23 protein-coding genes are annotated in these 19,397 nt (G+C 71.6%); 12 read left to right on the forward strand and 11 right to left on the reverse strand.

Annotated features, from left to right (window positions below):
* Positions 1 to 21 precede the first annotated feature (21 nt).
* Entirely contained in the window at positions 22 to 432 is a 411-nt protein-coding gene (locus IE316_RS10675; protein ID WP_190203968.1) for a RidA family protein, read from the reverse strand.
* A gap of 76 nt (positions 433 to 508) precedes the next feature.
* Here IE316_RS10675 and IE316_RS10680 point away from each other — a divergent pair, with 76 nt between their 5' ends.
* The 5 genes from IE316_RS10680 (at position 509) to IE316_RS10700 (ending at position 4,566) form a co-directional block, all read left to right on the forward strand.
* The gene (locus IE316_RS10680; RefSeq protein WP_190203969.1) at positions 509 to 883 is read left to right on the forward strand and encodes a winged helix-turn-helix transcriptional regulator; all 375 of its coding nucleotides are present in this window, start codon (positions 509 to 511) and stop codon (positions 881 to 883) included.
* 180 nt (positions 884 to 1,063) lie between these two features.
* Positions 1,064 to 1,330 (forward strand): hypothetical protein, encoded by a 267-nt coding sequence (locus IE316_RS10685; RefSeq protein ID WP_190203970.1) that lies wholly within the window; start codon positions 1,064 to 1,066, stop codon positions 1,328 to 1,330.
* A 328-nt stretch (positions 1,331 to 1,658) separates the two neighbouring features.
* Complete coding sequence (locus IE316_RS10690) at positions 1,659 to 2,606, forward strand: AraC family transcriptional regulator (RefSeq protein ID WP_190203971.1); 948 nt, start codon at positions 1,659 to 1,661, stop codon at positions 2,604 to 2,606.
* Between the two features lie 37 nt (positions 2,607 to 2,643).
* Entirely contained in the window at positions 2,644 to 3,501 is an 858-nt protein-coding gene (locus tag IE316_RS10695; protein WP_190203972.1) for a dioxygenase family protein, read from the forward strand.
* A gap of 207 nt (positions 3,502 to 3,708) precedes the next feature.
* Positions 3,709 to 4,566, forward strand: coding sequence for a class I SAM-dependent methyltransferase (locus IE316_RS10700; RefSeq protein ID WP_190203973.1), 858 nt, complete (start codon positions 3,709 to 3,711; stop codon positions 4,564 to 4,566).
* 11 nt (positions 4,567 to 4,577) lie between these two features.
* On the opposite strand, the gene IE316_RS10705 is transcribed toward IE316_RS10700, so the two are convergent.
* The gene (locus IE316_RS10705) at positions 4,578 to 5,171 is read right to left on the reverse strand and encodes a rhodanese-like domain-containing protein (protein WP_190203974.1); all 594 of its coding nucleotides are present in this window, start codon (positions 5,169 to 5,171) and stop codon (positions 4,578 to 4,580) included.
* A gap of 76 nt (positions 5,172 to 5,247) precedes the next feature.
* Between IE316_RS10705 and IE316_RS10710 the strand changes: the two genes are divergently transcribed.
* Positions 5,248 to 5,529: a metal-sensitive transcriptional regulator gene (locus IE316_RS10710; RefSeq protein ID WP_018845516.1), complete on the forward strand. Its 282-nt coding sequence runs from the start codon at positions 5,248 to 5,250 to the stop codon at positions 5,527 to 5,529.
* A gap of 39 nt (positions 5,530 to 5,568) precedes the next feature.
* Here the strand turns inward: IE316_RS10710 and IE316_RS10715 are convergent, their stop codons facing one another.
* Genes IE316_RS10715 through IE316_RS10725 form a run of 3 tightly spaced genes read right to left on the reverse strand, consistent with a single transcriptional unit; the run spans position 5,569 to position 8,048 of the window.
* Positions 5,569 to 6,390 carry a sulfite exporter TauE/SafE family protein gene (locus IE316_RS10715; protein ID WP_190203975.1) on the reverse strand — a complete coding sequence of 274 codons (822 nt, stop codon included), beginning with the start codon at positions 6,388 to 6,390 and terminating at the stop codon, positions 5,569 to 5,571.
* A complete protein-coding gene (locus tag IE316_RS10720) occupies positions 6,387 to 6,632 on the reverse strand; it encodes a rhodanese-like domain-containing protein (RefSeq protein ID WP_190203976.1) in 246 nt (81 codons plus the stop codon). The genes IE316_RS10715 and IE316_RS10720 overlap by 4 nt, the downstream gene beginning before the upstream one ends.
* 39 nt (positions 6,633 to 6,671) lie before the next feature.
* The gene (locus IE316_RS10725) at positions 6,672 to 8,048 is read right to left on the reverse strand and encodes an MBL fold metallo-hydrolase (protein WP_190203977.1); all 1,377 of its coding nucleotides are present in this window, start codon (positions 8,046 to 8,048) and stop codon (positions 6,672 to 6,674) included.
* 194 nt (positions 8,049 to 8,242) lie between these two features.
* On the opposite strand from IE316_RS10725, the gene IE316_RS10730 reads away from it, so the two are divergent.
* Entirely contained in the window at positions 8,243 to 8,629 is a 387-nt protein-coding gene (locus IE316_RS10730; RefSeq protein ID WP_190203978.1) for a DUF302 domain-containing protein, read from the forward strand.
* A 96-nt stretch (positions 8,630 to 8,725) separates the two neighbouring features.
* On the opposite strand, the gene IE316_RS10735 is transcribed toward IE316_RS10730, so the two are convergent.
* Together IE316_RS10735 and IE316_RS10740 are read right to left on the reverse strand one after the other, a co-directional pair.
* The gene (locus IE316_RS10735; protein ID WP_190203979.1) at positions 8,726 to 9,166 is read right to left on the reverse strand and encodes a nucleoside deaminase; all 441 of its coding nucleotides are present in this window, start codon (positions 9,164 to 9,166) and stop codon (positions 8,726 to 8,728) included.
* A complete protein-coding gene (locus IE316_RS10740; RefSeq protein WP_190203980.1) occupies positions 9,163 to 9,975 on the reverse strand; it encodes an LLM class flavin-dependent oxidoreductase in 813 nt (270 codons plus the stop codon). The genes IE316_RS10735 and IE316_RS10740 overlap by 4 nt, the downstream gene beginning before the upstream one ends.
* A gap of 93 nt (positions 9,976 to 10,068) precedes the next feature.
* Here IE316_RS10740 and IE316_RS10745 point away from each other — a divergent pair, with 93 nt between their 5' ends.
* Positions 10,069 to 10,518, forward strand: a complete 450-nt coding sequence (locus IE316_RS10745) for an Lrp/AsnC family transcriptional regulator (RefSeq protein ID WP_190203981.1) — start codon at positions 10,069 to 10,071, stop codon at positions 10,516 to 10,518.
* Between the two features lie 49 nt (positions 10,519 to 10,567).
* Here the strand turns inward: IE316_RS10745 and IE316_RS10750 are convergent, their stop codons facing one another.
* Positions 10,568 to 12,856: a glycoside hydrolase family 9 protein gene (locus IE316_RS10750; protein ID WP_190203982.1), complete on the reverse strand. Its 2,289-nt coding sequence runs from the start codon at positions 12,854 to 12,856 to the stop codon at positions 10,568 to 10,570.
* Positions 12,857 to 13,342: 486 nt separating this feature from the next.
* On the reverse strand, positions 13,343 to 14,650 hold the full coding sequence (locus IE316_RS10755) for a phospholipase D-like domain-containing protein (RefSeq protein WP_190203983.1): 1,308 nt from the start codon (positions 14,648 to 14,650) through the stop codon (positions 13,343 to 13,345).
* A 336-nt stretch (positions 14,651 to 14,986) separates the two neighbouring features.
* Between IE316_RS10755 and IE316_RS10760 the strand changes: the two genes are divergently transcribed.
* From IE316_RS10760 to IE316_RS10775, 4 genes are all read left to right on the forward strand, one after another.
* The gene (locus tag IE316_RS10760) at positions 14,987 to 15,415 is read left to right on the forward strand and encodes a helix-turn-helix domain-containing protein (RefSeq protein WP_190204202.1); all 429 of its coding nucleotides are present in this window, start codon (positions 14,987 to 14,989) and stop codon (positions 15,413 to 15,415) included.
* Positions 15,416 to 15,463: 48 nt separating this feature from the next.
* Positions 15,464 to 15,874 (forward strand): VOC family protein, encoded by a 411-nt coding sequence (locus tag IE316_RS10765; protein ID WP_190203984.1) that lies wholly within the window; start codon positions 15,464 to 15,466, stop codon positions 15,872 to 15,874.
* Between the two features lie 138 nt (positions 15,875 to 16,012).
* A complete protein-coding gene (locus tag IE316_RS10770; RefSeq protein WP_190203985.1) occupies positions 16,013 to 16,531 on the forward strand; it encodes a peptidase inhibitor family I36 protein in 519 nt (172 codons plus the stop codon).
* 88 nt (positions 16,532 to 16,619) lie between these two features.
* On the forward strand, positions 16,620 to 17,531 hold the full coding sequence (locus IE316_RS10775; protein ID WP_190203986.1) for a hypothetical protein: 912 nt from the start codon (positions 16,620 to 16,622) through the stop codon (positions 17,529 to 17,531).
* A gap of 66 nt (positions 17,532 to 17,597) precedes the next feature.
* Here the strand turns inward: IE316_RS10775 and IE316_RS10780 are convergent, their stop codons facing one another.
* Both IE316_RS10780 and IE316_RS10785 read right to left on the reverse strand, forming a co-directional pair.
* On the reverse strand, positions 17,598 to 18,623 hold the full coding sequence (locus IE316_RS10780; protein WP_190203987.1) for an NAD-dependent epimerase/dehydratase family protein: 1,026 nt from the start codon (positions 18,621 to 18,623) through the stop codon (positions 17,598 to 17,600).
* Complete coding sequence (locus IE316_RS10785) at positions 18,620 to 19,237, reverse strand: TetR/AcrR family transcriptional regulator (protein ID WP_190203988.1); 618 nt, start codon at positions 19,235 to 19,237, stop codon at positions 18,620 to 18,622. Before IE316_RS10785 ends, IE316_RS10780 begins: the two co-directional genes overlap by 4 nt.
* Between the last annotated feature and the right edge of the window lie 160 nt (positions 19,238 to 19,397).

Below are 19,397 nucleotides of genomic sequence, written 5' to 3' on the forward strand. Positions count from 1 at the left end.
GAAACGGCACCGCCCCGGCGGTCAGTCGAGGATCGCGGTCGCTTCCACCTCGACCAGGACATCCGGCTCGAAGAGGTAATCGACACCGATCAGGGAGGCCGGCGGGAAAGGAAGCCGGAGCCCGATCTCGTCGGCGACGGCTTGTACGCCGTCCATGAAGTCGCCGATCTTCTCCGGGCTCCACCGGGTCACGTAGAACGTCAGGCGCAGGACGTCCGCGAACGACGCGCCCGCGCCCGCCAGCCCGACGGCAGTGTTGCGCAGCGCCTGGGCGACCTGCCCGGCCAGATCGCCGGGGGCGACCGGGGTTCCGTCGGCCTTTCGCGCGATCTGCCCGCTGACGTGGACGTGCCTCGTCCCGGTGCCCACGGCGACATGGTGGTACGGGGTCGGCTGCAGCATGCCTTCCGGCGTGAAGTACTGAACAGTCATGGTCTTCTCTCCTCCAAGAAAGTATCCGTAAGCTACCTAGTGCAAGAAGGACACTTCAACGAGACCAGGTTTCGCCATGGATACCGACGACGAACTCCGCATCGAGGCGCCGCACCGCGAACTGCTCGACCAGATCCTCGACAAGTGGTCGCTCAGTGTCATGAACGAACTCTGCGAACGCCCGTGCCGCTTCAACGAACTGCGCCGGGCCATTCCCCAGGTCACGCAGAAATCGCTGACCGCGACACTGCGGCGGCTCGAACGCAACGGCGTGGTCGAGCGCGAGGTCGTCTCCACCCGCCCGGTGGCGGTCGTGTACCGGATCACCCCCCTCGGCAAGACCCTCCGGCACCCCGTCGACGTGCTGCTGATGTGGGCCTCGCAGCACATGTCCGCCATCGAACGCGCACGGGAGAACTTCGACAGGCAGGAGGAAGAAGCCGACCTCTGAGCGGCACCGCTGAGCGGACCGCGCACCGGAGGAACCGGTGGTCGGCCGGTGTGCGCCGGTGTGTGCCACCCGCACTCGTTGAACCGCTGCCAGGGCGCAGCCCGTTGTAGGCCACCGTAAGCAGCACAGAGCCAGCGGTCGGCACGGCGCGGGCCCGGCTCCGCCCTTGAGGAGGTACACATGAAGTCCTGGCGTTCACGTATCGCCGCCGTCGCCGTGGTCGGTGTCGCCGCGGTCACCATTCCGCTGACCGCGGGCTCCGCGTCCGCCTCGGCCGCCAAGGCGTGTCCCTGGCCCACCTCCGGCGGCTGGTGCAACATGGGCGGGAGCAAGTCGTACGAGGAGTGCCAGTCGGAAGGACAGTACGACGTCACCTACAACGGTTGGAACGAATACCTCTGCATCTGGGACGACAACTACCAGGGCTGGCTGGAGTGGCTCCGCTGAGCCGGCGCCGGGTGCCGTCGACGGACCGGCGCACCCCACGAGCACTGCCTGACGCCCTTACGGGTTCCCTGCCGGTCGCGGTGTTCCGGTAGAACCCAGAGCGTGGACGAGGCGAGACGGACCGCCACTTCGCAGGAGGTGGCGGTCTTGTCGTACCTGGTCGCCGTGGCGGGGGGGAAGCCGGCCAACGGCCGCCGCCGTCGCGGACGGGGCGGATCCTCCTCGGGGAGTTTGTTGCGTCCGGGGGCCGGGAGGCGGGGGATTGGTGTAGACCAGGAGGGGGCGGGTGTGGCCGGCCCGGTCGGTGTCCGAGGAAGGAGTGTGTTCGATGCGCAGAACCACGGTCTTGCCCGGGGTCCCGAGTCTGCCGCCCGGTGCGGGGGAGGTGGCGCTGCACCGGCTGGAGGTGGCCGGGCCGGACGACCCTCCGTTCGCCGCGGGGACCTTCGAGGAGGTGGGGCCGCTCTCTCGGTGGGACCAGCCGCACCGGCACACCTTCTACGAGATGGTGCACGTCACCGCCGGTTCGGGAGTCCACGTCGTCGATCTCGCCAGATGGCCGCTGCGCCCTCCGCAGTTGGCCGTGGTCCTGCCCGGTCAGGTGCACCACTGGGAGGGCGGCCGAGGTCCGGAGGGATCGCTGGTGCTGTTCACCGAGGACTTCCTGGTGGACCATCCCGGCGACCGGGAGGTGCTGCGACGGCTCGGCGCGCGGTGCTGGTTCGCCCTGGAACCGGAGCACGACCGGGCGATCGGGTCCCTCTTCGCCGAACTGGCCGCGGAGTACCGGCAGCGCGCGGCGGGCCACGAGAGCGTGCTGCGGTCCCTGCTGCACGTGCTCGTCCTGCGCGCCGCCCGGATCCCCGGGCCCACCGGGTCCGCCGGACGCGCCGCCGGTCCGCGGGCCCGCGGCCGTGCGGCCGCGGTGGCCGAGGCGTTCACGGAACTGATCGCCCGCTCCGAGGCGGCGGGGTGGAGCGTGCGGCAGTGCGCCGACCGGCTGGGGGTCACGCCCGGATACCTCACACAGGCGGTGCGGGCCGCCACCGGCCGCCCGCCCGGCAGGCTCCTGATCGAGGCACGGGTGTACCAGGCGCAGCAGATGCTGGCCCACACCCGGTTGTCGGTCCGGCAGGTCGCCGCGCGCATCGGCTTCAGCGATCCGGCCTACTTCGGCCGGTTCTTCCGGCGCGAGACCGGCAGCAGTCCCGGAGCCTTCCGAAATCACCACAGCCGCCATCACCAGTCCCTCGAAGCCTCGTCCGGGCACGCCTAGTTTCGTTGCCCACCACCCCCCGTTTCGAGGAGAAGACATGGACGGAGCAGGCACGCACGGCGCGGGCCCGGACGCCCCCGGAGCCGACCGCGAGGCGGCGTCCTCCCGGCTGGTGCGCCGCAAGACGGTGCTGCGCGCGGCGCTCGCCGCAGGCGCCGCGATCCCCGTCGCCCTGGCCGGCGGCCCGGCGCTGGCCCGCACCTCGGCGGCCAGCGGCACGGCTCCCGACCTCACCCCGTCCTGCGACGACGGCGACGACCCGACCCCGGAGCAGACGGAGGGCCCGTACTTCAAACCGAACTCACCGCAGCGCACCAGTCTGCTGGAGCCCGGCATGTCCGGCACCCGGCTCACCGTGACCGGCTACGTCTTCGGCCGCGCCTGTCTCCCCGTGGCCGGCGTCCTGCTGGACTTCTGGCAGGCCGACGCCAACGGAGCCTACGACAACACGGGTTTCCGGCTGCGCGGGCACCAGTTCACCGACTCCGGCGGCACCTTCACGCTGACCACCATCGTGCCGGGCCTGTATCCCGGCCGCACGCGCCACCTGCACGTCAAGCTGCAGGCCCCCGGCCATTCGGTCCTGACCACGCAGCTCTACTTCCCCAACGAGCCGCGCAACAACACCGACACGATCTTCGACCCGCGGCTGCTGATGACCGTACGGGACGGAGGCGGCGGCCGGGAGGCGGCGTTCGACTTCGTCCTGGACGTCGCGCAGGACCCCGGGCCCGGCCCGACCCCGCCGCCGGGCGGGACCTGGGCCGTGGGCGTCGCCTACCGGATCGGCGACCGGGTCACGTACGCCGGCCGGTCCTACGCCTGCCTCCAGCCGCACACGGCTCAGCCGGGCTGGGAGCCGCCGGCCGTACCGGCCCTGTGGCGCGCGGCCTGAGAAACCCGCCGGGCACCCGCCAGCGCGTGCACACCGAAGACCGCCACATGGGGGAGTAGGGGAGGGGCGGGACACCACCTGCCCCTCCCCTCGGCGGCTCGTCGTCCGTATTCCTGCCCCGGGGGGGAGGGAGGGAAGGACACGGGGACGGGGACGCGGGAAGTCAGCGCTTGGTGACTGATACTCGGCACCATCTAGGCTGACGCGATGACTGATGAGCAGGAGCGGGCGCAGCCGTCGGGCGTGTGGGCCACGGCGGTGGGAGTGGCCAGGGTACGGGCGCTGGAGACCGAGCGGGAGAACGCGCTCTTCCGGGACCCGCTGGCGCGGGCCTTCGCCACCGCCGGCGGTCTGTGGCCCTCCCCGCCCCCACGGCCCGACGACGGTGACGAGGCCGCGCGCCGCCGCCGGCTGGCCGTGTCGTTCTCCATCGTCATCAGGACGAAGTTCCTCGACGACCTGTTGCGGCGGGCCTGCGCGTCCGGGGTCCGGCAGGTCGTGCTGCTCGGCGCGGGCATGGACAGCCGGGCCTTCCGGATGGACTGGCCCGAGGGCACCCGGCTGTTCGAGGTCGACACCGCCGCCCCGCTGGACTTCAAGGCGTCCGTACTGCGCCAGGAGCAGGCCGTCGCACGCTGCGAGCGGATCACCGTCGCGGTGGATCTGCGTGAGGACTGGCCGGGCGCGCTGGCCGCCGCGGGGCACGACCCGGCGTCGCCGACCGTGTGGATCGCCGAAGGACTGCTCATCTATCTGCCCGAGGACGCCGTGGAGTCGCTGCTGGCCCGGATCAGCGCGCTGTCGGCGACGGGCAGTTGCCTGGGGCTGACGTTGGGCTCGCGCGGCGTGATCGAGCGCTTCGGCGCGGACGCCGTGCCGGGGTCGGCGGCGTCCATGTGGGTTTCGGAGATGCCCGACGACCCGGTGGGCTGGCTGGCCGGGCACGGCTGGGAGGCCAGCAGCCACACCTTGTTCGAGTGCGCCGCCGCCTACGGCCGCCCGAGCGGCACCGCGCCGCAGCACGATGAACGACCCGGCGGCCTGATCTCGGCGGTCCGCCGGTAGAGCGCTCCGGCTTATTCAGGAATCGGCCGGGAGATCGACGATCGGCTCAGGGCCGCGAGGGTGGCGTCCAGGTCGGTCGGGGTGGGCCGGTTGTGGGGCAGCTTGGCCAGGATCTTGGCCATGCCGCAGGTGTTGGTGAGGGCGGAGAAGACCAGGCCGCCCGCGACGCCCGCGGAGAGCCGGCGGGCCGCCGTCCAGCGCTGCCCGGCGATCAGGCCGGTCAGGACGAGGGAACCCGCGGCGAGGCGGACCTGGCGGTCCATGGCCCAGGGAGTGCGGGGGCCGGCCGGGCGGTCGGTGTCGTGCCCGAGCCGGGTCCAGGCGGTGGTGCCGCCGGTGAGGGTGGCGGCGGCGATGCCCTGGTCGGCCAGGCGCCGGCAGGCTTGGGCGGAGCGGGTGCCGGAGGCGCACACGAGGAGCAGGTCGCCGCGGTCCGCAGCGGTGCGCAGGGCGGGCAGGGCGGCATCGAGGTGGTCGAGGGGGATGTTGTGGGCGCCGGGCAGATGGCCGGAGGCGTACTCGCCGGGGGTGCGCACGTCGATGACGGTCAGCTCGTGCAGGCGTGCGGCGGCCTGGTCGGCGGTGAGGGCGGTGGTGGGTGACACGGGGTTTTTCCTTTTCTCGGTGCGGGTCACCCCTTCGGTAGGATACCCAAGGGGGTATCTCGAAGGAGTGTGGGTTGTGGAACTGGCGATGGCGGCCGAGGAACTGAAGACGGTGGTCAACCGGCTGCGCCGGGCGCAGGGTCAGATCGCCGGGGTGATCAAGATGATCGAGGAGGGGCGGGACTGCGAGGACGTCGTCACCCAGCTCGCCGCGGCGTCCAGGGCTCTGGACAAGGCGGGGTTCGCGATCATCGCCACCGGTCTGCAGCACTGCCTGACCGACGCGGACATGGCCGCCTCCGGTGACCGGGAGCAGATGCGTGCCCGGCTGGAGAAACTGTTCCTGTCCCTGGCCTAGGCCGGGGTGCCTTGACGCCGGTCATGTGTGTCCGTCTCCTCAGGTGAGCGCGTCGATGAGCATGAAGGCGGCCACGGCCAGCAGCACGAGCGCGAAGGTGCGTTGCAGCAGGGGGCCGGTGACCTTGGCGGCCAGGCGTCTGCCGTCCCAGGCGCCCAGGATCGCCGCCCCGGTGAAGGGGCCGACGACCGTCCAGTCGACGCCGGCGGTGGTGGCGCCGCGGGTGGCCAGGGCGGCCAGCGCGTTGGTCGAGATGACCAGCAGGCTGGTGCCGACGGCGGCCCGCATCTCGAACGCCAGCACGGTGACCAGCGCCGGGACGGCGAGGAAACCTCCGCCGACCCCGAGCAGCCCGGTCAGCGCGCCCAGCCCCGCGCCGGTCCCGGCGGCCTTGGCGGGCCTCGCCCCGCCGACCGCCGGGTCGGTGGCGGTGGGGCCGGGCGCGGTGGGGTCGGGCCCGGTGGGCCCCGTGGAACCGGTGGCGGTGGGGTCGGGCCGGGTGCGGCCCGGGCGCAGCATCGTGACGGCGGCGAGTGCGGCGACGGCCGCGAACGCGGCGGTCAGTACCGGCTGCGGCAGACGCGACGCGGCGGCACCGGCCGCGGCCGCGGGCAGCAGTCCGGCCGCGGCGAACAGGGCACCGGCCCTCCAGCGGACGTTGCCGGTACGGGCGTGGGCGTACAGGGCGGTCAGCGAGGTGGCCGTGACGATGATCAGGCCGGCGGTGGTCGCGGCGGCCGGGGTGAAGCCGAGCAGGTAGATCAGCGCCGGGACGGCCAGGACGCTGCCGCCCCCGCCGAGCGCGCCGAGCGCGAGCCCGACCACCGCCCCCGCGATCAGAGCCAGGAGCAGTGCACTCACGCTATGGCACCCTCGTTGCCGCCCGGACCGACGACCGGCAGCCCCGCACGCGCCCGAGCGGTCAGGCCGGCGGGGACACCGTGACGGTGGACGAGGGGCAGGCGCAGCGCGTCGGGTGCGTGCCCGGCGTTCCACTCGGGTGGTTCCCGTACGTCCAGCAGGACGGCGGTGCCGTCGCTGGTCCGCTGGTGGGCCGGTCGGGGAGTGAGGCGGCCGGGGCGGCGCCGCAGGGGCGACAACATCAGAGGATCTCTTTCGTGCGGGTGGTGCGGTAGGGCGGGTCAGCCGGCGCGGCCGGGGCGGGTGAGGGTCAGTCCCGCCTCGGTGGCGGCGTCGAAGCCGTCGTCGATGGCGACCACGTCCCGGCCGGCGGCGTCCAGCAGGGAGGCGGCGATGGCCGCGCGCATCCCGCCGGCGCAGTGCACCCACACCACACCGTCCGGCACCTCGCCGATGCGGCCGTGCAGCTCGTGGAGGGGAAGGTGGACGGACCCGTCGACGTGGCCGCCCGCACGCTCCGAGTCCCGGCGTACGTCCAGGACGACCACGTCGTCGCCGCGTTCACGGGCATCCGCGAGGTCGGCGAAGCGGGCGCGGGGGAAGGAGGCGAGCCGCTCGCCCGCGCGGATCCAGCCGGCCGAGTCGCCGGTGGCGGCGGCGGCCGGGCGGTCGATGCCCACCCGCGTCAGCTCCCGCTGCGCGGCGGCGATCCGCTCCGGGGTGTCGGCGAGCAGGGTGACGGGCCTGCCCCACGGCATCAGCCAGGCCAGATAGGTGGCGAGCCGGCCCTCGCCCTCGAAGTTGTACGACCCGGCCACGTGCCCCTCGGCGAAGGCCGTGCGGCCGCGCAGGTCCACCACCCACTCGCCGGCGGCCAGTTGGGAGGCGATCTCCTCGGCGTCCGCCCGCCTCGGCGGGGTGAGGTCGACCGGCGCGGGGCCGGCGGCGTTGACCGGGCCCATGTGCGCGTAGTAGGCGGGCACGTCGTCCAGCCCGGCGAGCATCCGGGCGACGAAGGTGTCCGCGTCCAGGGTCAGCGCGTCGTTGGCCGCCCGCTCCGCGCCGATCGTGGTCGCGTCCCCCTGGGCCTGGGAGGAGGAGCAGAAGCTGCCGAACCCGTGGGTGGGCAGCACCGGCACCGCGTCGTCCAGCTCGTCGGCCAGCCGGTGGGCGGAGGCGTGCTGGGCGCGGGCCAGGTGCTCGGTCAGCCGGGGCTCGACCAGATCGGGGCGGCCCACGGTGCCGATGAGCAGGGAGCCGCCGGTGAACGCCGCCACACCCCGCCCGTCCTCGGTCAGGGCGTAGGAGGTGTGGTGCGGGGTGTGTCCGGGGGTGGCGATCGCGCGCAGCACCAGCCCCTCGTCCACCGTCACGGTGTCACCGTCGGCGACGGGGGTGCGGGCGAACGACACGCGCGCCCCGGCCGGCACCAGGTACCGGGCGCCGGTGACGCGGGCCAGCTCCAGGCCGCCGCTGACGTAGTCGTTGTGCAGGTGGGTCTCGGCCACGAAGGCGATGCGCACCCCGCGGCGGGCCGCCGCGGCCATGACCTGGTCGATGTCCCGCGGCGGGTCGACGACCACCGCGGCACCGGACCCGCCGGCCAGGTAGCTGCGGTTGCCCAGGCCCTCGCATTCCAGGGTGTCGACGAAGAACACGGCTCATGACTCCTCTCGGGTGACGTACCCCGGGGGGTATCTGACCCTCACCCTAACAGGGATACCCAGGGGGGTATTCCGGAAGGTGTCCCGGCCCGGTGGAGAGCGCCGTCCTCGATGCGTCACCGGAGACGCCGGCGGGTACCCGGTGGGGTACAGGGAAATGAGCCGTTCCGCACTGTCCGGGAGTGCCCGTGTCCTACGACCGCACCGTCCGCCTCGGCACCGACTTCGACACCGCCGTCACCGCCGTCCGCGAGGCCCTGGCCGATCAGGGCTTCGGCGTCCTCACCGAGATCGACGTCAAGGCCACCCTCAAGGCCAAGCTCGGCCACGACATGGAGGACTACCTGATCCTCGGCGCCTGCAACCCGCCGCTCGCCCACCAGGCCCTCGAAGCCGACCGCAGCATCGGACTGCTGCTGCCCTGCAACGTCGTGGTCCGCCGCGACGGCGACACCACACTCGTCCAGGCCCTCGACCCGGGCACCATGGTCGCCCTCACCGGCCTGCCCGCCCTGGAGCCGATCGCCGCCGACGCCACCACCCGGCTCGACGCCGCCCTCGCGTCCCTCACCTGACCCGCCCGGCCGAGCGCCGGACGACCCGTGCGCGCTGGGCCGGCCGTACCGCTCCCCGTACGGGCCGCGACGACCGCGGCAGCGGTGTCCCCGTGGTCACCCGGTGGGCCGGTAGTAGGCCGCTACGGGCCCGCGCGCCTCGTCGTGCAGGGCCGGACCGTCCTGCGGCACCGCCGGCCAGGCGCCCGACGCCGGGTTGAGCGCGACGAGTTGCTCGGTCGACAGCGCGTACACGACCCGGCCGATGCCGGAGCGGACGATGCCGCCGTCGCACATGCCGCACGGCTGGCAGCTCGTGTACAGGGTGGTACGGGCGGCCGTGTCCGGGGCGAGTTCGCGGGCCGCCCAGCGGGCGAGCTTCAGCTCCGGGTGGGCGGTGATGTCGCGGTCCCGACGGACCGTGTTGTGGGCTTCCGCGAGGACGGCGCCGTCCGGTCCGGCCAGAAGGGAACCGTACGGCGCGTCACCCAGGGTGACCGCATGGGCGGCGATGCCGATGGCGCGCCGCAGCAGGGCCTCGTCGGCCGAGGTGATCATGATCGAGTGCTCCAGTGGGTGGCCACGGTGGTGAGCGCCCGCCACGCCGCGTCGGGCCGGCGGGTCTCTTCCGGGTCTCCGTGGTAGGGGTCGAGTACGACGGTTTCGGCGCCCAGCAGGCGCAACTGGTCGAGATCGTCGAGGATCTGCTCGACGGTGCCGACGCCCGCGCACCGGTCGGGGGCGTCGACCGGCGCACCGGTGACACGCAGGGCGATACGCGGCGCGAACCCCGGCAGCGCGTGCCGCCGCAGAACCTCGCGCATGCGGGGAAGGGTCAGCCGCAGCGGATGCCAGGCGTCACCGAACCTCGCGGCACGCCGCAGGGCCGCCCCGCTGTGACCGCCGACCCAGACCGGAACGCCGCCCTCCCGGCGTCCCACCTGCCCGGCCTCCCGCAGGACGCCGAGACACTCGTCCGTCAGCCGGCCGCGCGCGCCGAACGGCACGCCCAGCGCCTCGAATTCCCGCCGGGCCCAGCCGACCCCCACCCCGAGGACGAACCGACCGCCGCTCAGCCCATGGAGGTTGGCCGCCATACGGGCCACCAGCAGGGGATGCCGGTACGGCAGGACGAGCACCGTCGTGCCCAGTCGCACCGTGGTGGTGAGACCGGCCAGCCACGACAGGGTGGTGAACGGCTCGTAGAACGGTTCCGGGTACCGCTCGGCCACGTCCGGGGTGACCGCCACATGGTCCGACACCATGAGGACGCCCAGGCCGAGGCCCTCCGCGAACCGCGCCCATTCCCGCAGGACACCGGGATCGGTCCCCGGGCCGAAGTTCGGTACATTGACGCCGAGTTGCATGGCCCGAGGCTATCCCGGTGATTACGCCCCACGGAACGGAATCTTCCAGGCGTATCCCCGACTCCGCCGTGAATCTGCTGCTACTTTCCTCCCATGGCCGGGAATCTTGACCACGTCGACTGGGCGATCATCGAGGAGCTGCAACGGGAGGCCCGCATCTCCCTCAGCGAACTGGGCCGCCGTGTGAACCTCAGCCCGTCGGCCACCACCGACCGCGTCCGCAACCTGGAGGCCGCGGGCGTCATCACGGGCTACCGTGCCGAGATCGACCTGGCCAAGGTCGGCTACCCCGTCCTCGCCGTGGTCCGCCTCAAATACCCGGGCAACCGCCACGAGCCGCTGCGCCGCCTGCTCGCCGAACGCCGCGAGATCCTGGAGTGCCTCCGGACCACCGGCAACGACTGCTACACCCTGAAGGTGGCCGCGACCTCCATGGAACACCTGGAGACCCTCATGGACGAACTCGCCGGCTTCGGCAGCACCACCACGAACGTCGTCTACAGCCAGACCCTCCCTTACCGAGGACCCATCGCCCCGAACTGAACGACCACCCCCCCGGGGCTGCGACCGTCCGACGTCGGCAAAGTGCCGGTCAGCCACACTCCTTGCCGTTGAGTGTGAACGCCGCGGGCGTCCCGGCGGGGGTGCCCGTGCCCTGGAATCCGAAGGTGACGCTGGAGCCCGGTGGGATCGTGGAGTTGTGCGCGGCGTTCGCGGCGGTGACGTCGGATCCGGTCTGCGAGACGGTGGCGTTCCAGGCGTTCGTCACCTTTTCGGTGCCCTTGAACGAGAAGCCGAGCCGCCAGCCGTCGACCGCCGCCGTGCCGGTGTTGCGCACGCTGACATCGGCCGTGAAGCCGCCGTTCCAGGTGTTGGTGACGGTGTAGGTCACGGCGCACGGGGCCGAGGGGGATGTGGGCGTGGGTGTAGGGGTGGGCGTCGGAGTCGGAGTGGGGGTCGGGGTGGGTGTGGGAGTGGTGCTGCCGTCGGGCTCCGCCCCCCACTGCGTGGCCGAGCCCTCCGCCAGCACGATGTGCGGCGCGTCCACCGGCGTACTGCCCGGCGTGGTCGGAAGGGCCTGGTAGGACCAGTCGTTCGCGGGGTTCCACGCGCCGGCCGAGGTGATGCGGAACTGCACCTCCTTGCGGTACGCCGACTGCCCCGCCGGCGCGATCACCGCGTTGGAGCAGTCCACGGTGACGAAGTAGACGTCACCCGCGAAGTGCGTCGGGCCGGTCACCTTGCCGCACTGGTTGTAGTTGGTGGTGGTGCTGATCTGGTCGGGCGTGACCGAGCCGTCGAGGGTGAAGTAGTAGCGCAGCGAGGCATGCGTCAGCGCGCGTGCGGGCCAGGCCGACTTGTTGACCAGGTACGCCTTGATCTCGGTGAATCCGGCGCCCGAGGCGTTCACGGACGCCTGGACCGAGATCTCGGAGCCGTCCGGTTTCTCGGCCTGGGGGAAGCCGGCCAGCGGGCTGCCGCCGTACTCGGCGTACAGCCGGGCCAGGGCGCCCGTGAAGGCCGCGTTGTAGTCGGTGGCCACCTCGTTGTTCACGTAGTTGGACCGGTCGTCGGTGTACGCGTCGTCCGCCGAGCTCGGCCCGCCGACCAGCGCGCCGTACAGGACGTGCCGGTTGTCCGCCGGATTGGTGAGCTGGTCGGTCCACGAGCCGTGACTGGTCCGGTGGTGCGGCTTCGTCGGCGGGTTGGCGCCGAAGCCGACCACGTAACTGGACTTGCGCGGGTTGTCGCCGAGCGCGTAGTCGATCTGCCGGACCGCGAAGTCGTGGTAGCGGGCCTTGCGCACCGGGTCGCCGGTCAGCCAGTCGGAGTACGACAGCGCGGCGAACGCGGTGTTGGCGGCGTACCGCAGCGATCCCCAACTGTCGAGGACCGCCTGCCCGCCGGGCGAATAGCGCACCTTGGCCCCGTTGACACCGACCGTCCACCAGTCCAGCCAACGGTTGGTGTCGTCGATGTACCGCTGCTTGCCGGTGAGCTGGGCGAGGAGCACGTACGAGCCGTAGGAGGTGTCGTCCCAGGAGAGCGTCCAGCGGTAGGAGCGGGTGGTCGTCTGGGGCTCGGTCGACAGCTTGTCGTAGGCCGATTCGGCCTTCGCCAGGTACGTGGTGTCACCGGTCGCCTTGTAGAGCCAGATGGCCCCCCAGACCAGCTCGTCGTGGTAGCCGCTCCAGGAGTTGTAGTACGCCTGCGCGTCGGTGATGCAGTCGCTGTACTTGCCGCGGTAGGCGTCGGCGAACGCGTACAACTGCTTCGCGTGGGTGAGCAGCTTGCTCGCGTACGCCGGGTCGCTGTCGGCGAACACCATGGAGGAGGACGCCATGGCCGCGGCGGTCTGGCCCGCGAGGTCGGAGCCCGGGCAGGAGGCGTCGATCTTGTACGCGGGCCGTGCCATCGGCATGACTTCGGCCGGCCCCCACCACTTGTGGTCGTCGGCGCCATTGCCCACCTGGCCGTACAGCACGTTCGCGGACGGGTGCGCCTTGATGAAGTAGTCGTTGACGAAGCGCAGGTTGTCCTGGAGGTAGCGGAGCTGGCCGGAGGCGGCGTAGGCGGACTTATGCTCGACGCCGCCCCAGGCCAGCATGGTGGCCGAATACGCCATGGGCAGGCCGAACTTGACGTGGTCCCCGGCGTCGTACCACCCGCCGGTCAGGTCCAGCCCGGCGTCCTTGCCGTCGCCGAGGGCGGAGTCGCCGCGCCAGGAGACGCGGTTGTCCTCCGGGAGCTTCCCCGACCGCTGCGCCTCGTAGAACCAGAGCGACTTCTGCAGCGCCTCGCCGTAGTTGAAGGCGGCCGACGCGGCGGAGGAAGGGCCGGCGGCGGCCGACGGCAGCAGCAGACCGGCGGTGACGGCCATCGCGGCTCCCCACGCGCTCACCAGCCGGGAGCGCCGGACACCGGCCGGGCCTGCCGGGCGGACCTCGGGGGCCGCCGCGGGGGACGTGGAGCGTCTTCGGGAGATGAGGGAAGTGAGGGAGGAGAGCGGGCGCAACGGACGTTCCTTCCGTGCGGGGAGGGCGGCGGGCGGTGCTCTGGCGCGGTGGTCCGGGGTGGGGACGGGGATCGATGGGAGCGCTCCCATCACTGGTTCATGAAGCCAGCGCGCACGGTGACTGTCAATATCCCGCGCGTACTTCGGTCCGGAGGCCGCGTCGACGGACCGGGGCGGGCGCCGCGTCTTCCGCGATTCGGGTGGCTTCGCCGGCAGCCGACCCCGTCGAGCGGTGCCGGCCGTTGCGTACCGCGTCGAGGACGGAACGGGGCCTCCCGTCCGGCGTCGCCGGTGTGGAAGGCCCCGCTGTCCCGCGGCGGATGCGTGCGGGGTGATCGCGCCTGCCGCGGCTCAGCCGCCGCAGGCCGCGCGGATGCCGTAGAAGGCGGACAGATACTTGGCGTGATAGTCCGCGCTGGTGATACGGACGAAGGCTTCGTCCGCCGAACGCAGCGAGGAACCGGTGAGGTTGGCGCTGCCGGTGTACACGCGGGGCGTGATGTCACCGTTGTAGTCGCCGTCGATGAGTATCTCCTTGTTGTGCGGGCGTACGTCGATGCCGGGGCCGTTGGGGATCGAGCACTTCCGGTGCTGGATGCCGGCGTTGTCGAGTGTCTTGACGACGTCCGCCTGCGCGGAGGCGTAGATGATGTCGATCCAGCAGCCCTTGGCGCGCAGCGCGGCGAGTTTGTCGGCCACCTGGATGCGTGAGTCGTTGAAATACAGCATCACGATGCGGATGTCGGTCTGGTGGCGCTTCCCGTCGGTGCCGGTGTAGCCGCATGACACCTCGTCCAGGGCGTTGACGATCGTGTCGGTGGCCGGGTTGTTGTACGAGGAGTCGCCGCGCGGGAAGAAGAAGGCGCGGTAGGTGGAGCCGGTGGGCGTGGAGAAATAGGCGTGGTTGTCGCCCCCGGCCAGGTGGCGGCCGGCGCGCAGTTGGCTGTGGTAGTCGGCGTAGCCGTCGTAGACGGTGCTGTCGACGAAGGTGACCGCGTCGTTGAAGGACTCGACCTTGTACCAGTCGGTGAGGTTGGACGAGGTCTGGAAGACGACCTTGTTGTAGACGGTGTTGTCCGCGAACGGGCCGATCCTGGAGAAGAGGAAGAACTTGTTGTGGTTGTAGGCCGGGCCGGGCGGGGCCACGCTGAGGCAGCCGCGTTGGACGTCGTCGACGCCGTCGGCGTCCTCGTAGAGGTCGTCGCAGACCACGATCCACGAGGAGGAGGTGTCGTTGGTGCCCAGTGCCTTGCGCAGGGCCTGGTAGGCGGGGTTGGTGAACTCCTTGCCGTCGCCGTCGACATAGGTGGAGTCGTCCACGATGAGGCGGACGTCGACCCCGCGCTGGTGGGCCGCGAGCAGCGCGTCGGCCACCGCCTGGTCACGGAACTCGAACATGGAGCCGCGGATCTGCTGCCCGGCCGGGGTCGCGTCTATGAGCCGTATCAGTTGCGTGAAGACGGCTTCCTGCCGGTCGGCGCTGCCCAAGGGGTCGTTGAACACCGGCCCGTTGATCACGGGCTTGGTCGCCGCCGCGGCCGCGGTGGGCGTCGCCAGCACGGTACCCATCAGCAGCGCGAGCAGTGACATCAGGGTGCCGAGGAACAGGCAGCCGCGTCGGGACCGGCGCAGGGAAGCAGCCGGAAGGGTATGGATCATATGGGGTGTCTCCGAAGGCATGAGGTCGTGGACCGGGTGAGGCGGTCCGTGGCTGCGGGTGCCGGACGCGGTCCGGTCGCAGGGGTGCGTGGCGCCAGGACGACGCCCGTGGAGGGAGAGCTTGCTGGGCGCCGCATTGTTTCGCAGCCCCGTTCGGGCACCGAAACAATGCCCGGCCCCGGTTTTTCCCCGCCCCGGACGCCTCGTGCTGCGTGGCCGCTTCGGCTTCGCGGGGTGAGGGGAGGCGGTGTGGCGGGGCGTCAGGAGCGGCCGGTTGTTCCGGAGACGGGGCCGGTGCGGTGGTGTGTGCCCGGAACGCGCCTCACCGCTGTGGCGATGACGTGTTGTGATGGTGCCGTGACCAATGCTGTCGAAGAGTCCAACCGGCGTTTGCTCCGTGCCCGGGACGCCATGGACCGCGCCTATGCCCAGCCCTTGGACGTCCCGGCGCTTGCCCGTATAGCGCACGTGTCCCCGGCCCACTTCAGCCGCACCTTTCGCGCCACGTTCGGTGAGACTCCGCACCGCTATCTGCAGCGGCGCAGGATCGAGCGCGCCATGTTCCTGCTGCGCGAGACGTCACGCAACGTCACGGAGATCTGCTTCGACGTCGGCTTCGCCAGCCCCGGCACCTTCAGTCGCACGTTCCACGACATCGTCGGCTGCTCGCCGAGGCAGTACCGCAAGCAGGCCGTCACCACGAACGTGCCCACCTGCTTCACCATGGCCTGGACGCGGCCGGGCCCCGCACGGCCGGCCGACTGAGCAGTTCTGGACAAGTATTCGCGCGGCCCGACACCTAGCGTGGAGTCCATGTTCACGGCCATCACACACTCGCAGATCTACGTCCTCGACCAGGACGAGGCCCTCGACTTCTACGTGGGCAAGCTCGGCATGGAAGTCGGCGCCGACGCCGACCTCGGCTTCATGCGCTGGCTCACCGTCAACGTGCCCGGCCGGCCCGACCGGCAGATCCTCTTGGAAGAACCCGGGCCGCCGCGTCTGCCGGAGGAGACCGCGCAGCAGGTCCGCGCTCTGCTGACCAAGGGCGCCGCCGGCGGGCATCTCATCCTGAGCACCGAGAACTGCCGCAAGACGTACGAGACCCTGCGCGGCAAGGGCGTCGACATCACCGAGGAGCCGACAGAACGCCCGTACGGCATCGACTTCGGCCTCAGGGACCCCTTCGGCAACAGCATCCGTATCACCCAGCCGACAGCCTGACCCGGTACTCGGCTTCAGCGGGTGACCGTGACACGAGGCCGACGTCGACTGCGCCGATGCCCAAGGAAGATCCCTGCCCGCTGTCATATCGCGCCTCGTGCACGAAGAGACCCGCCACGACACGACAGAGGAGAACCAGTGATCAGGACCATAATCACCACCGTTCTGGCGGCCGTGAGCGTCGCTGCCCTGACCTCAACCGCCGTACCCGGCGCCGCGCGGGCGGCCGGCGTCGACCGGGAGTCGGCGCATGCCGCCGGGACCACCGCTGCGGCTCCCGGGCCGGGAAGCGGGTCGACCGATGTGTCGCCGCAAGCCTGGACCGACTGTCCGCAGACGTATTTCTGCGTCTGGGTCGACGTCAACTACCAGGGGCCCAGAGGCCAGTTCCAGGGCTCCAACGCCAGTTGGGGAATGTTCGACCAGGCTGCCTGCCGATCGGGCACCTGGCACGACTGCGCCTCGTCGGGCTTCAACAACGGAACGAGCGGCATGGGCGTCGTCGTCTGGGACGAATCGGGTCAGTACGGTCTTACCCGCTGCCTTCCGAAGGGCTGGCGTCACCCCAACTTCACCCAGGTGCACTGGGAAGGCACCTCGACGCCCATCAACGACAGGATCTCCAGCAACGAGTGGTCCTGGAACTGCCACTACTGAACCGACCCGCCCGCGGACGGACGAGGGGCATTCGGTCATGGAATCTCGGCGACGGACGACCGTCAGGGAAAGGGCAACCGCCCTCTTGGTGATCGCATGGGCCACGGTCCTGATGTGCCTCGCCGGATGCGCCGCGGGTACGGCCTCCCGGCCGGACCCCGCGGCGCCCTCGGCGCGGACGCACGAGCGCGCGGCCGCCGTCCTCACCGTCGACGCCACCACGCTGCGGCAGCGCTGGCGGCTGTTCAACGCCCAGCAACTGCTGGACCAGCGGTGCATGAGGAGACTGGGCCTGCGGTACTCGATCACGAGCGCGGGCCCGGAGCCGCCTTCCGGGGTCACCACGGCCGACGTACTCGGATCCAGCCCGTCGTCCGGTTACGGGGTGTCCCCGGAGAAGGGCGGGGTCTCGGGCGAACCCGCGCAGGACCGGTACGTGCGCTCCCTGCCCAGCGCCGAACGGGAACGCTACGTCACCGCTCTCAATGGACCGGCCGACCAGGCGGCCTCCCTGACACTGCCCAGTGGCGACAAGGGTTTCTACGCCACCGGCGGCTGCACGGCTCGGACACAGGCGTACTTGTACGGCAGTGTGCGCGCCGCGTTCGAGGACATCCTCGTACCCCAGGACGTGAACGGACTCTTCACCGGATACCTGGCCCACGACCGGCGGTACGGGACGGCGCTCGGCCAGTGGCAGCGGTGCATGGTGGCGTACGGGAGCACGGCACGGACCCCCGCGGCCTTGATCCAGTCGCTGAGGGCCGAGGCGGCGCGGCACACGAGTCCCGCAGCGCTCGACCGCCACCAGCGCGCGGTCGCGACGGCGGACCGGCGATGCGACGCCAGGAGCGGCCTGCGCGCCACGCTCGCGGCCCGGCGTGCGGCCTTCCTGCGACAGCAGCCCCGATCGGTGCTGTCACGGCTGGAGGGTGTGTGGCGGATCAGACAGCAAGCGCTCCAGCGAGCGGCGCTTCAGCGGTGTCGTCCGTGCCGGTGACCACCGCCGCGCACTCCGGTCGCATCAGGCGCCCTCGCCTCGCTGTGCCGGCGCGTGGCGGTGCGGTCAGGTCACGCGTGCTCTCGCATCGAGGATGCTCCGTGCGGTCGCGAGCACGGCCTGCTCCGGCGGGCGCGGTGCCCAACCGAGCACGCGCTGCGCCTTGGCGTTCGTCGCGTCGCGTGGGATGCCGAGCATCGACAGGCTCAGGCGGACGTCGTCGTCGAACACGGCGGCGATGCGCACGATCCAGTCGGGGACGGTCCTGGTGGGGACCTTGCGCGCGGCGTCCCCGAGCCCGTTCCGCAGCGTCCGCGCCATCTCGGAAAGGGTCATCAGCCCGGCAGTCGCGATGAAGCGTTCGCCTGCGGCGCTGGTGTGCGTCATCGCGCGCACGTGGAGATCGGCGACGTCGCGGGCATCGACGATCCCGACCGTGGCCCGCGGCAGCACGGGGACGCCTCCGTCGAGCAGTCGCGCGATCGCCCCCACGGAGGTGCCGTAGTCGCTACTGAGTACCGGCCCGAGTATGCCGGTCGGATTCACGACCGCCAGTTCGAGGCCCGCACGGTCCGCGAAGTCCCACGCGGCGCGCTCGGCGAGGGTCTTGGACTTGGCGTACGCGGTCACGCCGCGGCCGGTGAGGTCGGTCCAGACCGTCTCGTCGTAGGGCGTGGTCGTCGGTGCGTGCCCGTAGTCGATCGCCGCCAACGACGAGGTCAGCACGACCCGCTGGACGCCGCCGCGCAGTGCGGCGCGCAGCACGCGTACCGTGCCGTCGCGGGCCGGCACGATCAGGTCGCTCTCGTCGGCGGGCGGTGCGGCGGGGAAGGGCGAGGCGACGTGCAGTACGTGATCGCAGCCGGCGACAGCGGCGTCCCATCCCTCGTCCGCGGTGAGATCCGCCCGCACGGTCTCGACGTCGGTCGCGGCCGTGCCGCCGCCCGCGGCGACCATCGAACGGACGCGGTCGGCGCCGCGCTCGGAGCGCACGGTGGTGCGCACCTGGAAGCCGTCCTGCAGCAGGCGCAGGACGCAGTGCGCGCCGAGGAAGCCGCTGCCGCCGGTGACGAGCACTCGGGAGTCCGTCATGACCGGTTCCTCTTCTCTTCCGTGCCGGTATCGGAGAGCCGGCCGTCCGTCCTGATCGCCGCCCACACCGCGGTGAAGCCCGCGCGGCAGCGGCTGTCGAACTCTTCGGGCTCGCGCGACACGGCCTCCATGGTCGTGGCCGCCAGGGCGCCCACCGTGGCCACGAGGAACTCGAGGGGCTGGTCGGCGAAGGGCCCACCGGCCTGTGCCTCCGCGAAGAGCGCGTCCGCGCCCTGCATCGCGGCGACACCGTCACGACGCGTCTGGTCGGTCAGCTCATGGGATGCCTCGATCAGCATCAGCACGCGCTGCTTGTCGGGGTCGGCCGCTCCCCATCGGATCCACCGCCGCCAGCCCTCCCAGGCGCGTTCCCGCAAGGGGCCGTCGGAGATGGGCGGCTCGACCACCGCGGCGGCGAGGTCGCGCTTCAGGTGCAGGTACAGCCCGTTGAGCAGCGCCGTCTTCGTCGGGAAGTAGTTGAACAACGAGCCGACCGAGAGTCCCGCCTCGGCCGCGATCGACGCGGTCGGCGCCGCCAGCCCGTCGCGTGCGATCGCCCGTGTCGCACCCTCCAGCACCGCCGCGCGGCGCTGGTCGCTCAATGTCCGTGGCATCGACAACCCCTTAAACGACTGAGTGGTCAGTCGTTTATAGCACCGTTGACGGCGAGCCGGTACCTCAACTGCCCGCGAACGACCGCGGATTGCCGGTGTCCGGCGTCGCGGTCCGGCGTTCCGGGCGGGGATTGCGCCGCCACCGCGATACGTGTACTGC

The organism is Streptomyces fumanus (assembly GCF_014655295.1).
In the GTDB taxonomy this organism is placed as follows: Bacteria; Actinomycetota; Actinomycetes; order Streptomycetales; family Streptomycetaceae; genus Streptomyces; species Streptomyces fumanus.